The sequence below is a fragment of the Brucella daejeonensis genome (assembly GCF_014199265.1).
GTDB classification, from domain to species: Bacteria; Pseudomonadota; Alphaproteobacteria; order Rhizobiales; family Rhizobiaceae; genus Brucella; species Brucella daejeonensis.
In genome coordinates, this window is the sequence record NZ_JACIJG010000003.1 from 310322 (window position 1) to 328978 (window position 18657).

Genomic DNA, 18657 nt, shown 5'->3' on the forward strand with positions numbered 1-18657 from the left:
GTGCTGTTTTCAGCGATGGGCGGTAAAGCGGTGCGCGAGCATTGCAATGATGATGATGGCACCTTGAACGGCGGCAACGAGGTATTCCGAGACCATGTCCGACAGAACCATGACGTTGGCGATCACTTCAAGAATGAGCGCCCCGGCCACGGTGCCGCCGATGCGCCCTCGCCCACCGCGCAAAAGGGTGCCGCCAATCACGACAGCGGTAATAACCTGCAGCTCCCAGAGCTGGCCGGTCGTGGGCGTCGCTGCACCAAGGCGCGGCACGTAGCAAATGGCTGCGACAGCAACGCAGATACCCTGAATGACGTAAGCGCCAGTGCGTACACCAGCGACATTCACGCCGGAAAAGCGGGCGACTTCTACGCTCGACCCGACCGATGTCAGGCGTCGACCGAATTTCGTCTTGTAGAGCAGGAATGCCCCGACGAGCACGACGGCAACGGTAATCAGAACCGGATAGGGAATACCGAACAAGCTACCGAAATAGACCGGGCGATAGGCTTCACGCAGGCTCCGGTCAATTGGCAGGGATCCACCATCCGTCATGAAAGTAATAAAGGCACGGAAGATACCCATGGTGCCGAGCGTGACGATGAACGGTTCTATTTTCCCGATCGTCACAATGAGTCCGTTAAACAGGCCGCACAGCGCACCGACGACAAGGGCGATGCCTGCCCCCATGGGAATGGCCCACATACCGAACGCTGGAGCGAGATAGTTCATCGCCATGATCATGATGCCGGTGACAAAGGCCATCATGGAACCGACCGAAAGGTCGAGGCCACCGGACGCGATAACAAAAGTGGCACCGACCGCGATAATCGCGATGAAGGCGCTCCGCGTGATCACGTTAATCAGGTTGGCCGACGAAACGAAATTGGAATTCACCAGAGCTCCCAGCAGCACGATCACCGCAAGAGCGATGAAAGGCGCAAGGTCTGCCCAGCGGATACGGCTTCCTTCGTCAACGGGTATGATTGTTGCGGTCGCTGTCATGTTCGTCCTCCCCGACGTTTTCGCGTCCGCCTACCGTGGCAGCGTAGACGATATTTTCCTCATTGATTTCTACGCCGCGAAGTTCGGCGACAATCTTGCCGGCTCGCATCACGAGGACGCGATCGGCGAGCCCCACCAGTTCCGGCATCTCCGACGAAATGACGATGCACGCCTTGCCGGCACGCACCATCATGTCGATGAAATCGTAGATCTGGCTCTTGTTGCCAATGTCGATGCCGCGCGTCGGCTCATCGATGATGATCACCAACGGATCCGCCAGCATGACCTTGGCAAGCAGAAGTTTCTGCTGGTTTCCGCCAGAAAGCTTGCCAGCCTCGAGACGCAGCGAGCGCACGCGGATGTCATAATCCGTCACTGCTTTTTCAAGCCAGTCAAACTCTGCCCGTTTGTCGAGCACAAAACCCGGATTGACGGCATCGAGCGCCTGGAGCGTGAGATTGGGGCCGAGCTTCTCCTCCAGCATCAGACCCTTGCTCTTTCGGTCCTCGGTTAAATAGACGAGTCCGGCATCCATCAGTGTGCGGACCGACCGGCTGGCGATTTCCTTGCCGTTGAGCAGCACACTTGCTGCCTCGGAGGGGCGAAGGCCCATCAACCCCTCGACCAACTCGGTGCGTCCGGCACCGATCATGCCGCCGATACCGAGAACTTCGCCTGGGCGGACATTAAAAGAGACAGCTTCCGCGTCGTGGTCGACGGTGAGGTCCGTGACCGTGAGGATAGGCGGAGCGGTAGCCTCAGGTCGTTTATGCGGATAGAGCATGTCCAGTTCGCGACCGACCATCAGCTCTGCCATTTCGCGCTGCCCAAGGCCTGCCGCCGGCAAGGTGTCGATAACCCGACCGTCGCGCAACACGGTGATACGATCGGCAAGCGCTTGAACCTCATCGAGACGGTGCGAGATATAGAGCACCGCAACATTGTGGTAGCGCAGACTACGCACGATATCGAGTAATGCCGCCACTTCGTCGTTCGCGAGTACTGCCGTTGGCTCATCTAGGATGACGACCTTCCGTTCGTTGAGCAACGCGCGTGCGATCTGCACGAGCTGGCGCTGCGCAAGTGGCAGGTCGCATACATGGTCACGCGGGCGAGCCGTCGAGCCCACTTTTGCGAGCAATTCGGCGGCGCGCTCGTTCATCCTCCGGTCGTTGACCATCAAACCGCGACCAATTTCCCGGCCCAGAAAAAGGTTTTCCGCGACCGTGAGGTCGCCGGCCAACAGGATTTCCTGATGGACGAGCACGATTCCAGCATTTTCCGCCTCCACCGCATTGCGGAAGGAAACCGGCTTTCCATCCATTGAGAGGCTACCGGCGCTCGGAGTCACATAACCGGACAGGAGCTTCATAAGCGTCGACTTACCGGCACCGTTCTCGCCGATGATCGCGTGGACCTCGCCAGGGCGAATGTCGAGTGTAACGTCCGCCAGCACGGTAATCTGGCCATAGATCTTGCCAAGCCCTTCAGCAGACAGAGCGGCGGCGGGGCTTGCCGAGGGCACGGTCATCTGGGCGGAAACGAGCGCGTTCATTCGAAAGCCGACAAAAGACGGTCGCGCGAGCGCTCGACGTGAACGCGCATGGCATCATACGCTGCCTGCGGATCGTCGGAGCGGAACGCCGCAAGCAGGCTCTCATGCTCCTCCAGGGCTTCCTGCGTGACCCGCGTATGAAACATCAGCCGGAAGATATGCAGATGAACATGCTGGTTCGACAGCGTGCTGCGGATAATCTCATTACCGGCTATCTTGAGAATGGCGTCGTGGAACTGTGCATCGGCGCGGGCAAAGCGGGAATAGCGGGTGTTGCGGTCGACCGGTGCTTCGCCATGCCCCATGTCGGCGGCGGAGGCCTCCAACTCCGACAGCGCCTCCGGCGTCATGTTGATTGCGGCAGATCGGGCAGCCTCCGGCTCCAGGAGTAGGCGAAAGGCATAAAGGTCCTCGAACTGCTTGCGCGTCCACTGGGGCGCCGCGCTATAACCAACGAGATGTTCCTTTCGAACGAGACCTTCGCGCTCAAGCCGGCTAAGCGCCTCACGGATCGGCGTTTGCGATACACCGAGATCGCGCGCCAGCATGTCGATGGGAATACGTGCGCCAGGCGCGATGTCCAGCGACATTAGCCGGTGATAGATGTTATCATAGACGCCTTCGACGACGCTGATCGGGCGAATGCCCGCTGCCCTACCTTCTCGCTCCGCTGAGAATGCCACTTAAATGCTCCGACTGCTTATTGACATGCAACCGTTTGTTGCATATACGATACCATATGTCAAATACAATATCGTATATGATCTTATATAGGATATAAAATGAAAATCGCGGCAGATCAACTCCGCAGCCTGGCGACGACACTCCTTGAAAGCCGGGATGTTTCGCCGGACGCTGCCGTTCTTCAGGCCGATCTCCTGGTGGAAGCTGAGTTGCGCGGGCAGCCTTCACATGGGCTACAGCGGCTGCCCCTTTTGCTCTCGCGACTGGAGAAAGGGCTCGCGGATGGGCACGCCCAGGGAACCGCGACGTGGTTGCGCCAAGCGTTTCTGAGTGTGAATGGCGAGCGCGGCCTCGGCCCGGTCGTGCTGATGAACGCCATGCGTCTGCTCAAACAGAACCTGCCGGAAACGGGCGCCGCCATCGCGGCAGTCCGCAACGCCAACCATATTGGTATGCTCGCCTATTATGTGCAGGCCGCCGCACACGACGGGCTCGTTGCGATCGCCATGTCTACGAGCGAGGCGTTGGTCCATCCTTTTGGCGGCACCAAGGCCATGCTCGGCACGAATCCGGTCGCAATCGGCATTCCTGCTGGCGACCAACCCTTTGTTCTGGACCTTGCGACAAGCGTCGTCTCCATGGGCAAGATCAGGAATTACGCGTTGCGCGGCGCGCCGATACCGCCTGGCTGGGCGGTGGATGCGAATGGCCATCCGACGCAGAATCCGGTGGCCGCGCAATCGGGAGCCATCGCGCCATTCGGCGATGCCAAGGGATACGGGCTTGGTCTGGCTATCGAGCTCCTAGTCGCGACCCTTGCCGGGTCTGCGCTTTCACCCGACGTGCATGGCACACTCGACGATTGTTACCCGGCCAATAAGGGCGACCTTCTCATTCTCGTCGACCCCGCAGCGGGCATAGGCACCATCACTGCGTTGACGGCTTATCTCGATAGCTTGCGGCTATCTCGCCCACTCGCCGCCGCACGGCCGGTCAGCATACCGGGCGATGGTGCCCGCACCCGTCGCGCGGCAGCAGTGAAGGAGGGAATCGCACTGCCACAACCGCTTTTCGAACAGCTTATCGCCCTTAAGGGCCTCTGAAGACTGGAGGAGACAAGAAATGAACCTATTCGCCACATTGCGGGCGCCGCGCGAACTGCTCTTCGGGGCTGGTCAGCGCCATGCGCTCGCGGGCGTTGCAACCCCGCTCGGTCGACGAGCGCTGATCGTCACCGACGCGCGCCTCGCCGCAGATACCGATCTGCGCGCCATGGTCAGCCAGTTGGAAGCATCTGACATCGTCGTCACGGTGGATAGCTCGACCCTGCCAGACGTTCCGGTCGAGTCGGTTGTTTCGAGCGCAGAAAATGCGCGGGATTTTCAGCCGGACCTGATCATCGGTATCGGCGGTGGATCCTGCCTTGACATGGCAAAATGCTTAGCGCTTCTTCTCGCGCATGGCGGCCGGCCGCAGGATTATTACGGCGAGCATATCGTACCGGGACCGGTTCTGCCGCTGATCGCGATCCCCACCACAGCCGGCACGGGTTCGGAGGTAACACCCGTCGCCGTGCTGTCGGACGCCGAACGCAGCTTGAAGGTTGGCATTTCCAGCCCTTATCTCATTCCGAACGTATCGATCTGCGATCCCGAGCTTACTTTCTCCTGCCCCCCCGGACTAACAGCGATTGCTGGCGCGGATGCGCTGACCCACGCCATTGAGGCATTCACCGCGATCCGGCGCGATCCTCTGCCCGGAATCGCACAGCAACGGGTCTTTGTCGGCAAGAATGCACTTTCCGATCATTTCGCGTTGAATGCCATAGGTCTTCTCTGGCAGGGACTTGAGGCAGCTTGCACTGACGGTGCTGATCGGGCGGCCCGCGAAAAGGTGATGCTCGGAGCAACTCTTGCCGGTCTGGCCTTCGGCGTGGCCGGTACGGCTGCGGCCCACGCTATCCAGTACCCCATCGGCGCGCTTACTCATACGGCGCATGGCCTCGGCGTTGCCTGTCTCATGCCCTATGTGATGGCATGGAACCAGCCGGTTATCGGGCAGGAACTGGCGCAGATTGCCGCCGCTGCCGGTTTGGCTGGTCCGCAAGATGTCATCCCTGCCCTCGCCACGCTTTTCGCGCGGATTGGTATTCCCGCGACATTGTGCGATCTTGGTCTGACTTCAGACCGAATTGACTGGGTAGCCGAGCAGAGCTCCGGCATTACGCGTCTTATCCAGAACAATCCCCGCCCACTGAACGCTCAGGAGATGCGTAAACTCGTAGCAGCGGCCCATGATGGCGACCGCGCCAGCCTCATCTGAAAAGGACGAAGACATGACGTTTCATGCCAAAGTTACCGGTTACGCCGATCCCGCACTCCACTCCAAGGGCCTCTATATAGGTGGGGCATGGCACAAGGGCGCCGGCATACCGGTTATCGATCCCTCGACCGGTAACCAACTCGCGGAGGTGGCCGATGCTTCTATCGGCGACGCCTGCCGCGCCGTCGATGCCGCCGATGCTGCCGCCGCCGGGTGGCGCGCCACTCCCGCTCGCCAGCGCGCGGAAATTCTGCAACGCTGGTTCCAACTGATGACACAGCACGCCGAGGAGCTTGCAACGCTCATCGCACTGGAAAACGGCAAGGCCCTGCCCGACGCACGCGGAGAAGTCGCCTATGCGGCCGAATTCTTCCGCTGGTACGCCGAAGAAGCCACGCGCATTCCGGGCGAATATCGCCACACGCCATCGGGCTCCCACAACATTCTCGTCGATCACGAGCCGATCGGCATCGCGGTTCTTATCACGCCGTGGAATTTCCCAGCCGCCATGGCAACGCGCAAAATCGGACCTGCTCTTGCTGCCGGCTGCACGGTGATCCTGAAACCGGCTTCCGAGACGCCACTCACCGCCTATGCCATGGCGCGTCTCGGGGAGGAAGCAGGCGTTCCAGCCGGCGTTGTCAACGTGCTGACCACGACCAATCCGGGTGACGTGACGAACGCCATGCTTGCCGATCCGCGCGTACGCAAACTTTCCTTCACCGGCTCCACCGGCGTTGGTCGCACCCTTTTGGGCGAAGCCGCCAAGTCAATCGTCAGTTGTTCGATGGAACTCGGCGGAAATGCACCCTTCATCGTTTTCGACGACGCAGATCTTGAGGCGGCGCTCGACGGGGCGATGGTCGCCAAGATGCGCAATGCCGGGGAAGCCTGTACTGCCGCCAACCGTTTCTATGTTCAGTCTGGCATACACGACGCCTTTGTCACGGGATTGACCGCGCGGATGGCGGCGCTGAAGATCGGCCCCGGTTACGATCCCGAAACGCAATGTGGACCGATGATCACGCAGAACGCTGTCCGCAAGATAGACCGGCTCGTCTGCGATGCACTCGCCGCGGGTGCGCGAGCGACGACCGGCGGCAAACCACTCTCGGAAAACGGCTATTTCTATCCTCCGACCGTTCTCGAGAACATGCCAGGCGATGCAGCGATCGCCCGGGAGGAAATCTTCGGACCGGTTGCACCCATCTATAAGTTCGAAAGTGATGATGAGGCTATCCGTCTTGCGAATGACACGGAATACGGTCTCGCCGCCTACATTTATAGCGGCGACCTGAAACACGCCCTGCAGGTCGGCAGGAGACTGGAGACTGGTATGCTCGGCATCAATCGCGGACTCATGTCGGATCCGGCAGCACCATTTGGCGGCGTCAAGCAGAGCGGTCTGGGCCGCGAAGGCGGCGTAACGGGTATTCTTGAATTCATGGAAGCAAAATATTACGCGGTCGATTACTGATCTTGGGGGAAGAGAAAATGACATCGACAGACCTTTACCGAATTCGCGACTTCGTGCCCGATTTCGACGCCATAGCCGCCGAATTCGTGAACCGTAGCCAGGCGTTTTCAGCTAAAGCCGACATACTGGCGGACATGCGCTATGGCTCACGCGCCCGCGAGGTTCTCGACATCATTTTACCGAAAGGCCTGCAGGCAGGTGCGCCGTTGCACGTCTTCGTGCACGGCGGCTATTGGCGTTCCGGGGAGAAGGAACACTACCGCTTCGTGGCCACTCCTGTCCTGGAAGCCGGAGGAGTTGCCGCAATCGTCGAATACGATCTGATGCCGGACATGCGGCTCGATGTGCTGGTCGATCAGGTGCGCCGTTCAGTCCTCTGGCTTCAGCATCATGCCGGCGATTTCGGCGCCGATCCGCACAAATTGACGGTCAGCGGCCATTCGGCAGGCGCACATCTCGCCTCTTTTCTGGCGGCAAGAGGCCCTGCAGAGACGGTGACGCCAACCCTGCCTGCCATAAAGGGTCTCCTTCTGGTGAGTGGTATCTATGATCTTTCAGACATACCGAACAGCTTCCTACGAAACGAAGCCAAAGTTACATCATCAGAAGCGGCAGACTGGTCTCCCTTGTTGTCGCAACAGCTTTCATGTCCCCGAAGGATACTTGCATTCGGGGAGCAGGAAACGTCACCTTTTCATCAACAGGCAGCAGCTTTCAACGTGCGGCTTTGTGCTGAGGATCATGCCTCGGAATTGTTGTCATTGCCGGACTGCAATCATATGAACGTAGTCCTGGATTTGGCCGACCCTGCCCGAAGACTGGGCGCGCGTCTCACCGAGCTGGTTTTGTCGGACTGAGAGCGGTTGTATCGCGAATTTTGTTTGAGGTAGGGTCGGCAAGCCGACCCGGTTTTTCAGTTGGTCTCTCCCTGGGAGGAAGGGGTCAGATCAACGCCATTCTGTTTGCCGATGAATATCGGCAGCATGGGTACGAATGCTTCTGCGCCGCCCTGGGCCATTGCCGCAGCAAAGGCGTTCTTGGCCGCATTGCCAACCGGATTGACGAGCCCGACAGAGTCGGCCATCGATTCCAGGTAACGCATATCCTTGGCGGCATTGGCGATCGTGAATTTGTGCGCATCGCGGTCGCCGTCCAGCGTCCAGCGCATGAAAGTCTGGTAGAAGCCGCAATCCATGCGGCCGTCGCGGATAACGCTGTCGAAACGCTGCGGCGTGATGCCGACCTTTTGTGCCAGTGCCAGAGCTTCAGCATAGAGAGCGGCATAGCCGAGGGAGAGAAAGTTGTTGAGCAACTTCATCCGGTGGCCATCGCCCGTCTCGCCGATATGCACGATGCGTCCGGCCCATGTCTCAACCACCGGCTTGAGCCGGGCAAAGGTCGCTTCGCTGGCGCCGATCATCGTATCCAGCGTGCCTTCCCAGGCTTCCTTTGGTGTCCGGCCAAGCGGCGCATCGGCATAATCAACGCCCATTTCGGCCAGCTCGGCCGCCAGCATCACGGTGGAGTTCGGGTCCGAGGTCGAGCAGTCAACGACAATCGATCCCGGCTTGAGACCGGCTTTCAGTCCATTGGGTCCCCGGATGATGGCCTCCACTTGCCGGGAATCCGTCACGCACAGAAAGATGATCGAAGATTGGGCGGCGACGTCCTGAGCAGTAGCCATTTCCACGCCGCCGCGCTTCTTGAGATCCTCCGCTGGCTCGCGCTTCTTGCGCCCGAGGAAGGTCAGGCGATAACCCTTCTCGACGATATTCTTGGCCATGCCGTGGCCCATGAAACCAATTCCGATGAAGCCGATGTGCTCTTTTGACTGTGCCTTGGTGGGCATTGCTCTTCCTTTCCTGACAGGCTCACTTCATATATTTGCGCCAGCTATGCTCTTCCCCGGCACTATTCCTTCACCGCGCCAGTCATCGACGACACGTAGTAGTCAACGAAGAACGAATACAGGATCACCACCGGCAGCGAGCCGAACAAAGCCCCTGCCATCAGCGCGCCCCACTCGAAAATATCGCCGCGCACCAGTTCGGTCAGCACGCCCACCGGAACGGTCTTGTTTTCCGAAGACTGAATGAATGTCAGCGCATAGATGAATTCGTTCCAGGAAAGCGTAAAGGCGAAAATACCCGCCGAGATCAGTCCCGGCACGGCCAGCGGCAGGATGATCTTGAGCAGGATTTGCCAGCGATTGGCGCCATCTACCAGCGCACTTTCCTCCAGCTCGAAAGGAATGGAGCGGAAATATCCCATCAGCAGCCATGTGCAGAAAGGAATGAGGAAGGTGGGATAGGTGAAGATCAGCGCCAGACGTGAATCATAGATGCCGAGCTTGAAAACGATGAACGCGAGCGGAATGAACAGGATCGAAGGCGGCACCAGATAGGCCAGAAAGATGAACAGGCCAACAGAGCGAGAGCCGGTAAACCGGATGCGTTCAATCGCATAAGCCCCCAGAACCGAAGCAATCAGCGACAGGAATGTGGAAGCCGTCGCCACCAGCATCGTGTTCCACAGCCAGCCTGGATAAGAGGTCTCGAACAGCAGGTATTTGATGTGAGCCAGGGTCGGCCCCACAACCCAGAAGGGACTGAAATTCTCATAATCCGTGAGCTGCGAGTTCGGTTTTACGGAGGTGATCGCCATCCAGTAAAATGGAAACAGCAGCACGAAGACGAACAGCGCTATGGGTATGTAGATCGTCACTACCCGCCGCGGCAGGCGATTGAGATAGGACATGCCCTGCGTATCGTCCTTCAAAGCGGCTTCATTCGAAGGTGCCTTGGAATTCATGGTCATCTCCATTGTCAGTCGCTGCCGCCCTGCTGCCATTTGCGACGTTGCAAGCCGAAGAAAGAAAACATGATGGCGGCAAGCAGGAACGGGATCATCGCGACCGCAATCGCAGCACCCTCACCCAATTGGCCGCCGGGAATGGCGCGCTGGAAAGACAGGGTCGCCATCAGATGGGTTGCGTTGACCGGGCCGCCCTTGGTCAGGACGTAGATCAGCTGGAAATCCGTGAAGGTGAACAGCACGGAGAACGTCATCACAACGGCAATGATCGGTGTCAGCATCGGCAATGTCACATGCCAGAAACGCTGCCAGCTCGAAGCGCCGTCAAGCGAGGCCGCTTCCTGAAGCGAGGCCGGAATGGTCTGCAAACCGGCGAGAAGCGAGATCGCCACGAAGGGAATGCCGCGCCAGACATTGGCCGCAATAACGGAAAGCCGCGCATTGGTGGGGTCGCCGAGGAAGTTGATGGGTTGATCGATGAGGCCCATTTTGATCAGCGACCACGAAATGATCGAGAACTGGGAATCATAAATCCACCAGAATGCCAGCGCTGAAAGCACGGTCGGCACGACCCACGGCAGGAGCACGATGGCGCGGAAGAACGATTTGCACGGCAGGTTCTCGTTCAGCAGCAACGCAAGCCAGAGGCCGAGAGCGAACTTCAGCACCGAAGCGACGGTCGTGTAGAGAAGCGTATTGAACACCGACAGCCAGAAGACGCTGTCATCCCAGAGGAACTCATAATTTTCCAAGCCGATGAAAATGCCATCGCGACCAATCTTGGTGTCGGTAAAGCCCAGCCAGACCCCGAGACCGAGCGGATAGGTCAGAAAGCAGATCAGAAAGACCGCTGCGGGCAGCATGAACAGAAAGCCCAGCATGTTGTGATTGTTCGCCAGGCGAGACATGAAAGGCCGTTTTATCGCACCGGGGTCCCCGGATAATCCGGTGCCGGTAGAATTGGTCATCGTCATGGATACACATCTCCAGAACCAAGAAAGAAACGAAGCGCGAGGGCAGACCTCGCGCCTCTGCCCTAGTGGATTGAATTTGACGTTTGAATCCCGACTGAATGAGATGCCGTTTCAAACGTCAAATTCGAAAAGACCACTAGCGACTAGACGCGATAATATCGGTTGGCGCGTTTTTCAGCGCTTGCGACAGCCTCTTCCGGCGTGGACGCGCCTGTAACCGCGGCGGCAAACATGTCGACCAGAACATAGTCGGCCATGACGGCTGCCGAAGCATAGCCGAGCGGACCGGCATAGCCGTTCGGACGCAGGGTTTCCGACGCACGGGCATAAGGCGCATGGATCGGATTTGCCGTCCAGACCGGATTATTCGCAAACGCCTTGAGTGGCTGGCAGCAATAGGCGCTGGAGCCTTCGAGCCAGGCGTTCATCTGGTCGGCTTCCATCATGAACTTGATGTAAGCCTTGGCTGCTTCCGGATATTTCGTGTGCTTGAACAGCAAAAGCGAGCTGGTCTGGTGCAGTTCGACGCTTTTGCCAACCGGACCGATGGGGAAGTTCGTGCTGCGCATGTCGGCGGCAAATTCGGCAAGCTTCGGATCGTTCTTCGCCGCGTAATAGATGGAAACACCATTGGCCGTCAGCGACACCTGACCGGCAAGGAAGGCACGGTTGTTGTTGATGTCGAGCCAGCTTTCAGTGCCCGGAATGAAGGTCTTGTAAAGCTCCTTGGCATAGTTGATGGCGGCAATCGTTTCCGGCGAGTTGATCGTCACCTTGCCGCTTTCATCCACCATCTGCGCGCCATGGCTCCAGAGCAGCCAATGCGCATAGTTGTTGCCGTCGCCCACAGCCTTGCCGTGCGGGAAACCGGCAGGCGTTCCCTTGGCCTTCATGGCCTTGCACAGCTCAAGGAAGCCTTTCGTGTCCTGCGGGAATTCGCTGAAACCGGCCGCTTTCATATGGCTGTCGCGATAGACAACCGCATTGCCGATGGCGGTCAACGGCATGGCGATGAATTTGCCCTCACGGGTCGCATAACCCTTGAGGCCGTCATAGAAGCCGCCATATTTTCCATCGAGATAGGTGCCAAGCTCGGTCAGATCGACCAGCTTGTCCGGATATTGGTGGGCATCGTCGAACCAGCACATCACGATATCGGGGCCGGAGCCCACATTGGCGGCAACCGCAGCCTTTGGACGAATATCTTCCCAGCTTTCCTTGTCGATACGGACTTCGACGCCGGTGGCTTCGGTGAACTTCTTGGTGTTGGCGAGCCAGCTATCCTCATCGCCCTTCACGAAAGGCGTCCAGCGCAACACGCGCAGACTGGCGCCAGCTTCCGGCTTATATTCCGGTTCGGCTGCAAAAGACGGACGAATGCCGAGGCCCGACAGACCGGTCGCGCCAACGAGACTAGCTGTTCCTGTAAGGAATGTTCTTCTTCTGATAGTCATAATGCTCCTCCTCTAAAATTGGGACTTTGCTATGCCGCATTCGCTGTCCCTGCAGGCGAAGGCGGTTATCTGGTGAATGCGACTTCCCAGAAAAGACATGCTTCGGGTTCTCCCATCCTTCAGCGTGTCTAGAGCGGTTCCGGTTAAAACGGAGTCGTCGGAAACGCTCTAAGTCTTTGTTTTATCGCATTATCCGACGCAAAACCGCTATGCACTTTTGCTGGAAATGCTCTTGTGTAAATTCATGCAATAAGACGTGCGCCACTCTCTTCGTCGAAGAGGTGAACATTGCCCGGATCAATCGAAATATTGATCACCTCACCGGGGCGCACATCGACGCGCTCGCGGAAAACACAGGTGACTTCCGTACCGCCGAAATTCACCACCATCTGCGTTTCGTAGCCTGTCGGTTCTATGACGACCACCGGCGCGGCCAGACCGGCGCCGTCAAGCCGGATATATTCCGGGCGCAGACCGTAAACGAGGTCTCGTCCCACCGCCTGCGGATAGCTGCGCGACAACGGCAGCCTAGTGCCGTCGGAAGCCACGAACACCTGTGGATCTTGCGGATCGAGCTTGCCCTTGATCATATTCATGGCCGGAGAACCGATAAACCCCGCCACAAACAGATTGTTGGGATTGTCATAGAGATCCAGCGGCGAACCGACCTGTTCCACAATGCCGTCATGCATGACAACGATCTTGTCGGCCATGGTCATGGCCTCGATCTGGTCGTGCGTCACGTAGACAGTCGTCGTTTTCAACCGGTGATGCAGTTCCTTGATCTCGGCGCGCATCGCAACACGCAGTTTTGCGTCGAGGTTCGACAAAGGCTCATCGAACAGGAAAACCTGCGGGTCGCGAACGATGGCGCGCCCCATGGCCACGCGCTGGCGCTGACCGCCTGAAAGCTGACGCGGATAACGGTCGAGCAGATTGGTCAGACCCAGAATGCCCGCGGCATAATTCACGCGCTTGTCGATTTCCGCCTTCGGTGCCGAATTCAGCATCAGCGAAAAGGCCATGTTCTTGGCGACCGTCATATGCGGGTAGAGCGCGTAGTTCTGGAACACCATGGCAATATCGCGTTCCTTGGGTGGCAGGTTGTTGACCGGCCGTCCGCCGATCCGGACTTCGCCGCCGGAGATATTCTCCAGTCCGGCCAGCATGCGCAGCAAGGTCGATTTCCCGCAGCCCGAAGGGCCGACGAGAATGACGAACTCGCCGTCTTCAATATCGATATTGACGCCTTTGATGACGGGGAAATTGCCGAAAGACTTTTTCACTTCGGCGAATTGAACACTGGCCATGCATCTCCTCCCAGACTGCATTCTGTTTTTTAAGATGTGAATGGCGGCTCCTCACTTCCGTCATTCGCATCTAGCTTTTGGCACGCATCTTGTCCGATATCCGTTTTACACTTTCCGGGATGCGTACCCGCAATATTCTCCTTATTCGGTATTTGCTGCGCCGGATTCCTCTTCCGGCGCCTTTTCATTGTCGTTCGTTTATCGTTATCCGCGACCCACATAAGGCATCTTCGTTGCCATGACGGTCATGGTCAGCACATTGGCGTCCAGCGGCAGGCTTGCCATATAGGCAACCGCATTGGCGACATGCGCCGGGTCAATGGTCGGCTCCGCCGCCATGGTCCCGTTGGCCTGAATGACACCGGTTGATATCTTCTGCGTCATATCGCTGGCGGCATTGCCGATATCGATCTGGCCGCAGGCAATATCGAAATTGCGCCCATCCAGCGCGGTCGATTTGGTCAGGCCGGTAATGGCGTGCTTCGTCGCGGTATAAGGCGCTGAATTGGGGCGCGGTGTGGTCGCGGAAATGGAACCGTTATTGATGATGCGGCCGCCGCGTGGGTTTTGCGCTTTCATGACCCGGAAAGCCTGCTGGGTGCATAGAAATGCCCCGGTCAGATTAGCGCCGACAATAGCGCTCCAGTCTTCGAATGTGACATCCTCAAGCGGCACGCCGGGAACGAGAACGCCCGCATTGTTAACCAGAAGATCGAGCCGCCCGAACTTTTCAACAATCGCATCGAACAGTTTGCGTACGGCGACCGGATCGCTCACATCGGCTGCGATCGGGTGAAAACTTCCCCCGGTTTGCGACGCAAGATCGGACGCCGCCTTTTCCAGCACATCGATGCGACGACCGGAAATGACGACATGATAACCTTGTGCTCCCAGCGCCCTGGCGATAGCGCGCCCCACACCTGTACCGCCCCCGGTGACAAGCGCAATGGCCTCACTCTTCGCACCTGTTGCCTCACTCATCGCAGCATTCCTCCGTATTGCGGCCCCGGCCTCAGAGCGAGTTCAATCTGAATTTTCTGTTGAAGCAAGATCCTGTCGATCCTCATAACCCGGAGGGCGGATATGCTTCGGCCTGCATGCATTATCGAATTTCAATACTAAGTCGATGCTGCGCAGCCGATAGTCAGGCGCGCTCATTGCTTATGCCATTAATTCCCTGCCGGGACCGTCTCCTCCCTTAACTGGTAAGGTGAACGGACCACTGGTCCATTGTTGGCCGGTCGAAGGCCGTGAGTCAATCTCGTTTTGCCGCAATAGCGAAACATTAGAGCGCGTCCCGAAAAGTGTGAAACGGTTTTCGGATAAGACGCGCGTAAAAACAAAAGGTTAGAGCGCCGATCTGATTCAATCAGATCGAAACACGCTCTAACGAAAGAGATTGCGTGATCCGCTGCCATCATCACAAAACCTTCAACCCGGAGAGCCACGACAGCCCGGCATCGGTTGTGGTTTTCGGGCGATATTCGGCACCGAGCGGCTTTTCATAGCCGAGCGCATCGAGCAGCCGGACAATATGTCGATAATCCAGCTCGCCATGATCGGGTTCTGCCCGGTCCGGTACGGCGGCAATCTGGATATGTCCAATATGCAGCAGCAACGCTTCCAGCCTTTTGCTGATATCGCCTTCCATGATCTGAATGTGGTAGCAATCGAACATCAGTTTCAGGTTGCTTGCCGCCACGTCCTGAATGATCCCAACAGCTTGTCCCGATGACTTCAGAAAATATCCCGGTGCATCGCGATGGTTGAGCGGCTCGATCAGGATCGTCAGGCCATGTGCAGCAGCCAGTTCGCAGGCATAGGCGAGATTCGCGACGAATGTGCGATGCGCCGCCTCACCTTCCGCCTTTCCTGCCATGACATGGATATTCAGCGCCCCGATTGCGACGGCATAATCAACCGCCCGTCGAATTGCCGCTTGCGCCTCTTCTTCCCGTCCCGGAATTGCCGCCAAACCGTTATCACCGGCTTCGACATTGCCGCGGCTTGTGTTGAGGCCGAGCATCGTCAGCCCGGTTTCGCGCAGCGCGGCCGCAACTAAGCCCGCATCGAAATTATAGGGCCAGTGACATTCCACGGCATCGAACCCGGTGGCTTTTGCCGCGCGAATGGCATCGGGCAGCGACAGCTCCTGCCAGAGAAAGCCGAGATTGGCTGAAAAACTGGCCATATCAATCCCACTCCACATCAAATTTATCGACGATCTGGCGAATTTGCGCCTCCGTCAGCATGTTCGGTTTCAAGCCCCTTGTGAGCAGGGCGAGCTTCGCCGTTTCCTCAAGCTCTTCAACCGCATAGACCGCCGCTTCCAAATCCCTGGCGGCAACGACAGGCCCATGATTTGCCAGCATTACGGCGCTTCGCTTGCCGGCCAGACTGCGGATCGCATCGCCCATGGCGGGATCGCCGGGGATGAAATATGGCAGCAGCTTCACTTTGCCGAGTTTCATGATCGAATAGGCCGTCAGCGGCGGCAGCATGTTGTCCGGGTCCACATCGGGCAGCATGGACAACGCGACCGAATGGCAGGAATGCAGATGCACGACCGCGCCCGTTCTGGTTGCCCGCGTTTCGTAAAAAGCGGCATGCAACGGCATTTCCTTGGTCGGCTTGTCGCCACCGATAAAATTGCCCTCGCGATCGAAAAGCGACAGCCTTGCCGGATCGAGATTCCCGAAAGAGCTGCCGGTCGGGGTCACGAGCAGACGTCCATCCGACAGCCTCGCCGAGATATTGCCCGACGAGCCGCCCGTCAGCCCCCGGTCGAACATGGATTTCGCCATAAGGCATATGCTTTCGCGGAGTCTGGCTTCTTCGCTCATGCGACCTCCAGCTTGCGCAGCGCCGTTTCAAAGAAGGTTTCGGTGCCGAAATTGCCCGATTTGAGCGCAAGGGCGACCGTATCGCCTTCCACGGTGGCAAAAGTCCACGGAACGCCGGGCGCGATCTCCTGCCCTACCATCACGCGAGAAATGCCGAGCGCCTGTGCGACTGCGCCGGATGTTTCACCGCCCGCCACCACGAAACGACGAATGCCAAGACCGAAAGCCTCACGCGCCAAGGCCGCCAGAGCCTCTTCCACAATACGGCCCGCGCGCTCCACACCGAGCTTTTCCTGAGCTGCACGGACCGATGCCGGTTCAGCGCTGGCATAGATCAGCTTCGGCTCATCCAATGGTCGTTGCCGGAGCCACGCGACGGCCTCGCCTGCGCCATGCTCCGCCAGTTCCAGCGGATCGAGACGGTAGCTCGCGGCTCTATCCGCATAATGCGCAACCTGTTTGAGCGTCATGGCCGAACAACTGCCGGAGAGCACGATCCGGCCTTCCCCGACAACAGGCGTCTGCGTCGCTTGCCCGCCTTGCTGCAATTGTTCTGTCCGGGCGAGAAGACCCGGCAGGGGCATGGCAAGCGCGCTGCCGCCAGTGAGCAAAGGCAGATCAAGCGTTGCCTCGGCAATGGTTCCCAGATCTTCATCCGCAACCGCATCGACAACGACATGCGTCACGCCTTGCCTGCCAAGTTCCGCAAGCCGCGCCTTCAAGGCATCGACGCCGCGTGCCACGACGAGGCGATTGGCAAGCCCGACAGTGCCTTTGACCTGCGGTTGCAGCAACCGTACCAGACTGGAATCCCGCATCGGCGTCAGCGGATGATCCTTCATCGGGCTTTCGTCCAGCGGCTGTTCACCGACGAAAAGATGCCCCATGAAAATGCTGCGGCCGTTTTCGGGAAAAGCCGGGCAGTAGATCGTCTGCGATGTGCCGATATCGGCCATTAAGGCTTCGGCGACCGGCCCGATATTACCTTCGGCGGTGCTGTCGAAAGTCGAGCAATATTTCCAGTAAAACCGCTGTGCACCGGCTGCTTTCAGCCATGCGAAGGCTGCACGTACCTGAGTGACGGCCTCGTCAACGGGAACTGTTCGGCATTTCAGCGCGATAATCTCGAAAGGCGCCGCCGCCTCGATATCCGAGGCTTCAGTTTCGTCCGGCAATCCAAAGCGCAAGGAAACCGGGTAACCGCTGCGGGCCAATAATCCGGCAAGGTCTGTGGCTCCGGTGAAGTCATCGGCAATGGCGCCCAGTACGATAGCCATCGTTATTTCTCTCCGTCCGGCATGCCCGGCAGGACAATACCGCTGCGGGCGGCCAGTATCTTGGCAACGGCAGCATCATCTTCGAAGCCAAAACCGGCCTCGGATGCCTGGCTGAACAGGGCCAGCGCGGCTTCGCTGAGTGGCGTGGCGCCGCCGGCATCGGACGCTTCGCCCGTTACGATACCCATATCCTTGACGAAAATATTGACCGCAGAACGTGGCGTATAATCACCATCAACGATATGAGGCCCGCGATTTTCAAACATCCATGACGAGCCTGCGGAAACGCGGATGACATCGAACACCGTCTGCAAATCGAGACCAACCTTGGCGGCGAGCGTCAGCGCTTCAGCGGCAGCGGCGATGTGAACGCCGGCCAGCAGCTGATTGATCATCTTGACCTTCGAGCCAAGGCCCGGTTCTTCGCCAAGCCGGAACACCTTGGCCGCAACGGCATCAAGAGCGGGGGCGGCTTTGGCGAAAGCCGCATCCGCGCCCGATCCCATAACCGTCATTTCGCCGCTCAGCGCCTTTTGATAACCGCCGGAAACCGGCGCGTCGATGACCGCCATGCCCGCCGCCTCAAGTTTGGCGGCGATCTCGACCGTGACACTCGGCGCCATCGTTACGCACAGGAGAAACACCGTGCCGGGCACCGCAGTCTGCACCGCACCTTTCGGACCAAAAAGAACTTCCCTGGCCTGATCGGAATTGACCACGAAGACAAAGACGACATCGCTTTTGCCCGCATCGGCAGGCGAGGAAAAAGCTTCGCCGCCTTCCGCCGTAAACCGCTTCAGCACTTCATCGCGTATATCCACGCCCTTGACGTGAAAACCCGCGCGCAACAGGGACAGGGCAGCGCCCCACCCCATCGAGCCAAGACCGATCACGGTTGCCGTATTGCCCGACGCCATGCGAAACCTCCCATTATTTTTCTGCGTG

Annotated in this window: 17 protein-coding genes; 4 read left to right on the top strand and 13 right to left on the bottom strand. The window is 58.5% G+C overall.

The features are described 5' to 3' along the window. Positions 1 to 9: 9 nt before the first annotated feature. From FHS76_RS05465 to FHS76_RS05475, 3 genes are read right to left on the bottom strand one after another with little or no spacing between them, the layout of a single operon-like run. Positions 10 to 1002, bottom strand: coding sequence for an ABC transporter permease (locus FHS76_RS05465; RefSeq protein ID WP_183649184.1), 993 nt, complete (start codon positions 1000 to 1002; stop codon positions 10 to 12). Further along, positions 971 to 2557 carry a sugar ABC transporter ATP-binding protein gene (locus FHS76_RS05470; RefSeq protein WP_183649187.1) on the bottom strand — a complete coding sequence of 529 codons (1587 nt, stop codon included), beginning with the start codon at positions 2555 to 2557 and terminating at the stop codon, positions 971 to 973. Before FHS76_RS05470 ends, FHS76_RS05465 begins: the two co-directional genes overlap by 32 nt. Further along, positions 2554 to 3240 (bottom strand): GntR family transcriptional regulator, encoded by a 687-nt coding sequence (locus tag FHS76_RS05475; RefSeq protein ID WP_183649190.1) that lies wholly within the window; start codon positions 3238 to 3240, stop codon positions 2554 to 2556. Before FHS76_RS05475 ends, FHS76_RS05470 begins: the two co-directional genes overlap by 4 nt. A gap of 99 nt (positions 3241 to 3339) precedes the next feature. On the opposite strand from FHS76_RS05475, the gene FHS76_RS05480 reads away from it, so the two are divergent. From FHS76_RS05480 to FHS76_RS05495, 4 genes are read left to right on the top strand one after another with little or no spacing between them, the layout of a single operon-like run. Further along, positions 3340 to 4344, top strand: a complete 1005-nt coding sequence (locus FHS76_RS05480) for an Ldh family oxidoreductase (RefSeq protein WP_183649193.1) — start codon at positions 3340 to 3342, stop codon at positions 4342 to 4344. A 19-nt stretch (positions 4345 to 4363) separates the two neighbouring features. Then, positions 4364 to 5563: an iron-containing alcohol dehydrogenase gene (locus FHS76_RS05485; RefSeq protein ID WP_183649195.1), complete on the top strand. Its 1200-nt coding sequence runs from the start codon at positions 4364 to 4366 to the stop codon at positions 5561 to 5563. Between the two features lie 13 nt (positions 5564 to 5576). After that, entirely contained in the window at positions 5577 to 7040 is a 1464-nt protein-coding gene (locus FHS76_RS05490; protein ID WP_183649198.1) for an NAD-dependent succinate-semialdehyde dehydrogenase, read from the top strand. Between the two features lie 17 nt (positions 7041 to 7057). Next, on the top strand, positions 7058 to 7897 hold the full coding sequence (locus FHS76_RS05495; RefSeq protein ID WP_183649201.1) for an alpha/beta hydrolase: 840 nt from the start codon (positions 7058 to 7060) through the stop codon (positions 7895 to 7897). A gap of 56 nt (positions 7898 to 7953) precedes the next feature. On the opposite strand, the gene FHS76_RS05500 is transcribed toward FHS76_RS05495, so the two are convergent. The 10 genes from FHS76_RS05500 to ltnD form a co-directional block, all read right to left on the bottom strand. Next, entirely contained in the window at positions 7954 to 8889 is a 936-nt protein-coding gene (locus FHS76_RS05500; RefSeq protein ID WP_183649204.1) for an NAD(P)-dependent oxidoreductase, read from the bottom strand. Positions 8890 to 8951: 62 nt separating this feature from the next. Beyond that, positions 8952 to 9857, bottom strand: coding sequence for a carbohydrate ABC transporter permease (locus tag FHS76_RS05505; protein WP_183649207.1), 906 nt, complete (start codon positions 9855 to 9857; stop codon positions 8952 to 8954). 8 nt (positions 9858 to 9865) lie between these two features. Continuing rightward, positions 9866 to 10828 carry a carbohydrate ABC transporter permease gene (locus FHS76_RS05510; RefSeq protein ID WP_374828568.1) on the bottom strand — a complete coding sequence of 321 codons (963 nt, stop codon included), beginning with the start codon at positions 10826 to 10828 and terminating at the stop codon, positions 9866 to 9868. A gap of 143 nt (positions 10829 to 10971) precedes the next feature. Continuing rightward, complete coding sequence (locus FHS76_RS05515) at positions 10972 to 12282, bottom strand: ABC transporter substrate-binding protein (protein ID WP_183649210.1); 1311 nt, start codon at positions 12280 to 12282, stop codon at positions 10972 to 10974. Positions 12283 to 12524: 242 nt separating this feature from the next. Then, positions 12525 to 13592 carry an ABC transporter ATP-binding protein gene (locus FHS76_RS05520; protein WP_183649213.1) on the bottom strand — a complete coding sequence of 356 codons (1068 nt, stop codon included), beginning with the start codon at positions 13590 to 13592 and terminating at the stop codon, positions 12525 to 12527. Positions 13593 to 13796: 204 nt separating this feature from the next. Next, positions 13797 to 14573, bottom strand: coding sequence for an SDR family oxidoreductase (locus FHS76_RS05525; protein WP_183649216.1), 777 nt, complete (start codon positions 14571 to 14573; stop codon positions 13797 to 13799). Positions 14574 to 15012: 439 nt separating this feature from the next. Next, complete coding sequence (locus FHS76_RS05530; protein ID WP_183649218.1) at positions 15013 to 15783, bottom strand: hydroxypyruvate isomerase family protein; 771 nt, start codon at positions 15781 to 15783, stop codon at positions 15013 to 15015. 1 nt (position 15784) lies between these two features. Next, positions 15785 to 16435 (bottom strand): 3-oxo-tetronate 4-phosphate decarboxylase, encoded by a 651-nt coding sequence (gene otnC, locus FHS76_RS05535; RefSeq protein WP_183649221.1) that lies wholly within the window; start codon positions 16433 to 16435, stop codon positions 15785 to 15787. Continuing rightward, positions 16432 to 17712, bottom strand: coding sequence for a 3-oxo-tetronate kinase (gene otnK, locus FHS76_RS05540; RefSeq protein WP_183649224.1), 1281 nt, complete (start codon positions 17710 to 17712; stop codon positions 16432 to 16434). The genes otnC and otnK overlap by 4 nt, the downstream gene beginning before the upstream one ends. A gap of 2 nt (positions 17713 to 17714) precedes the next feature. Next, positions 17715 to 18629 (bottom strand): L-threonate dehydrogenase, encoded by a 915-nt coding sequence (gene ltnD, locus FHS76_RS05545; RefSeq protein WP_183649227.1) that lies wholly within the window; start codon positions 18627 to 18629, stop codon positions 17715 to 17717. Positions 18630 to 18657: the final 28 nt, after the last annotated feature.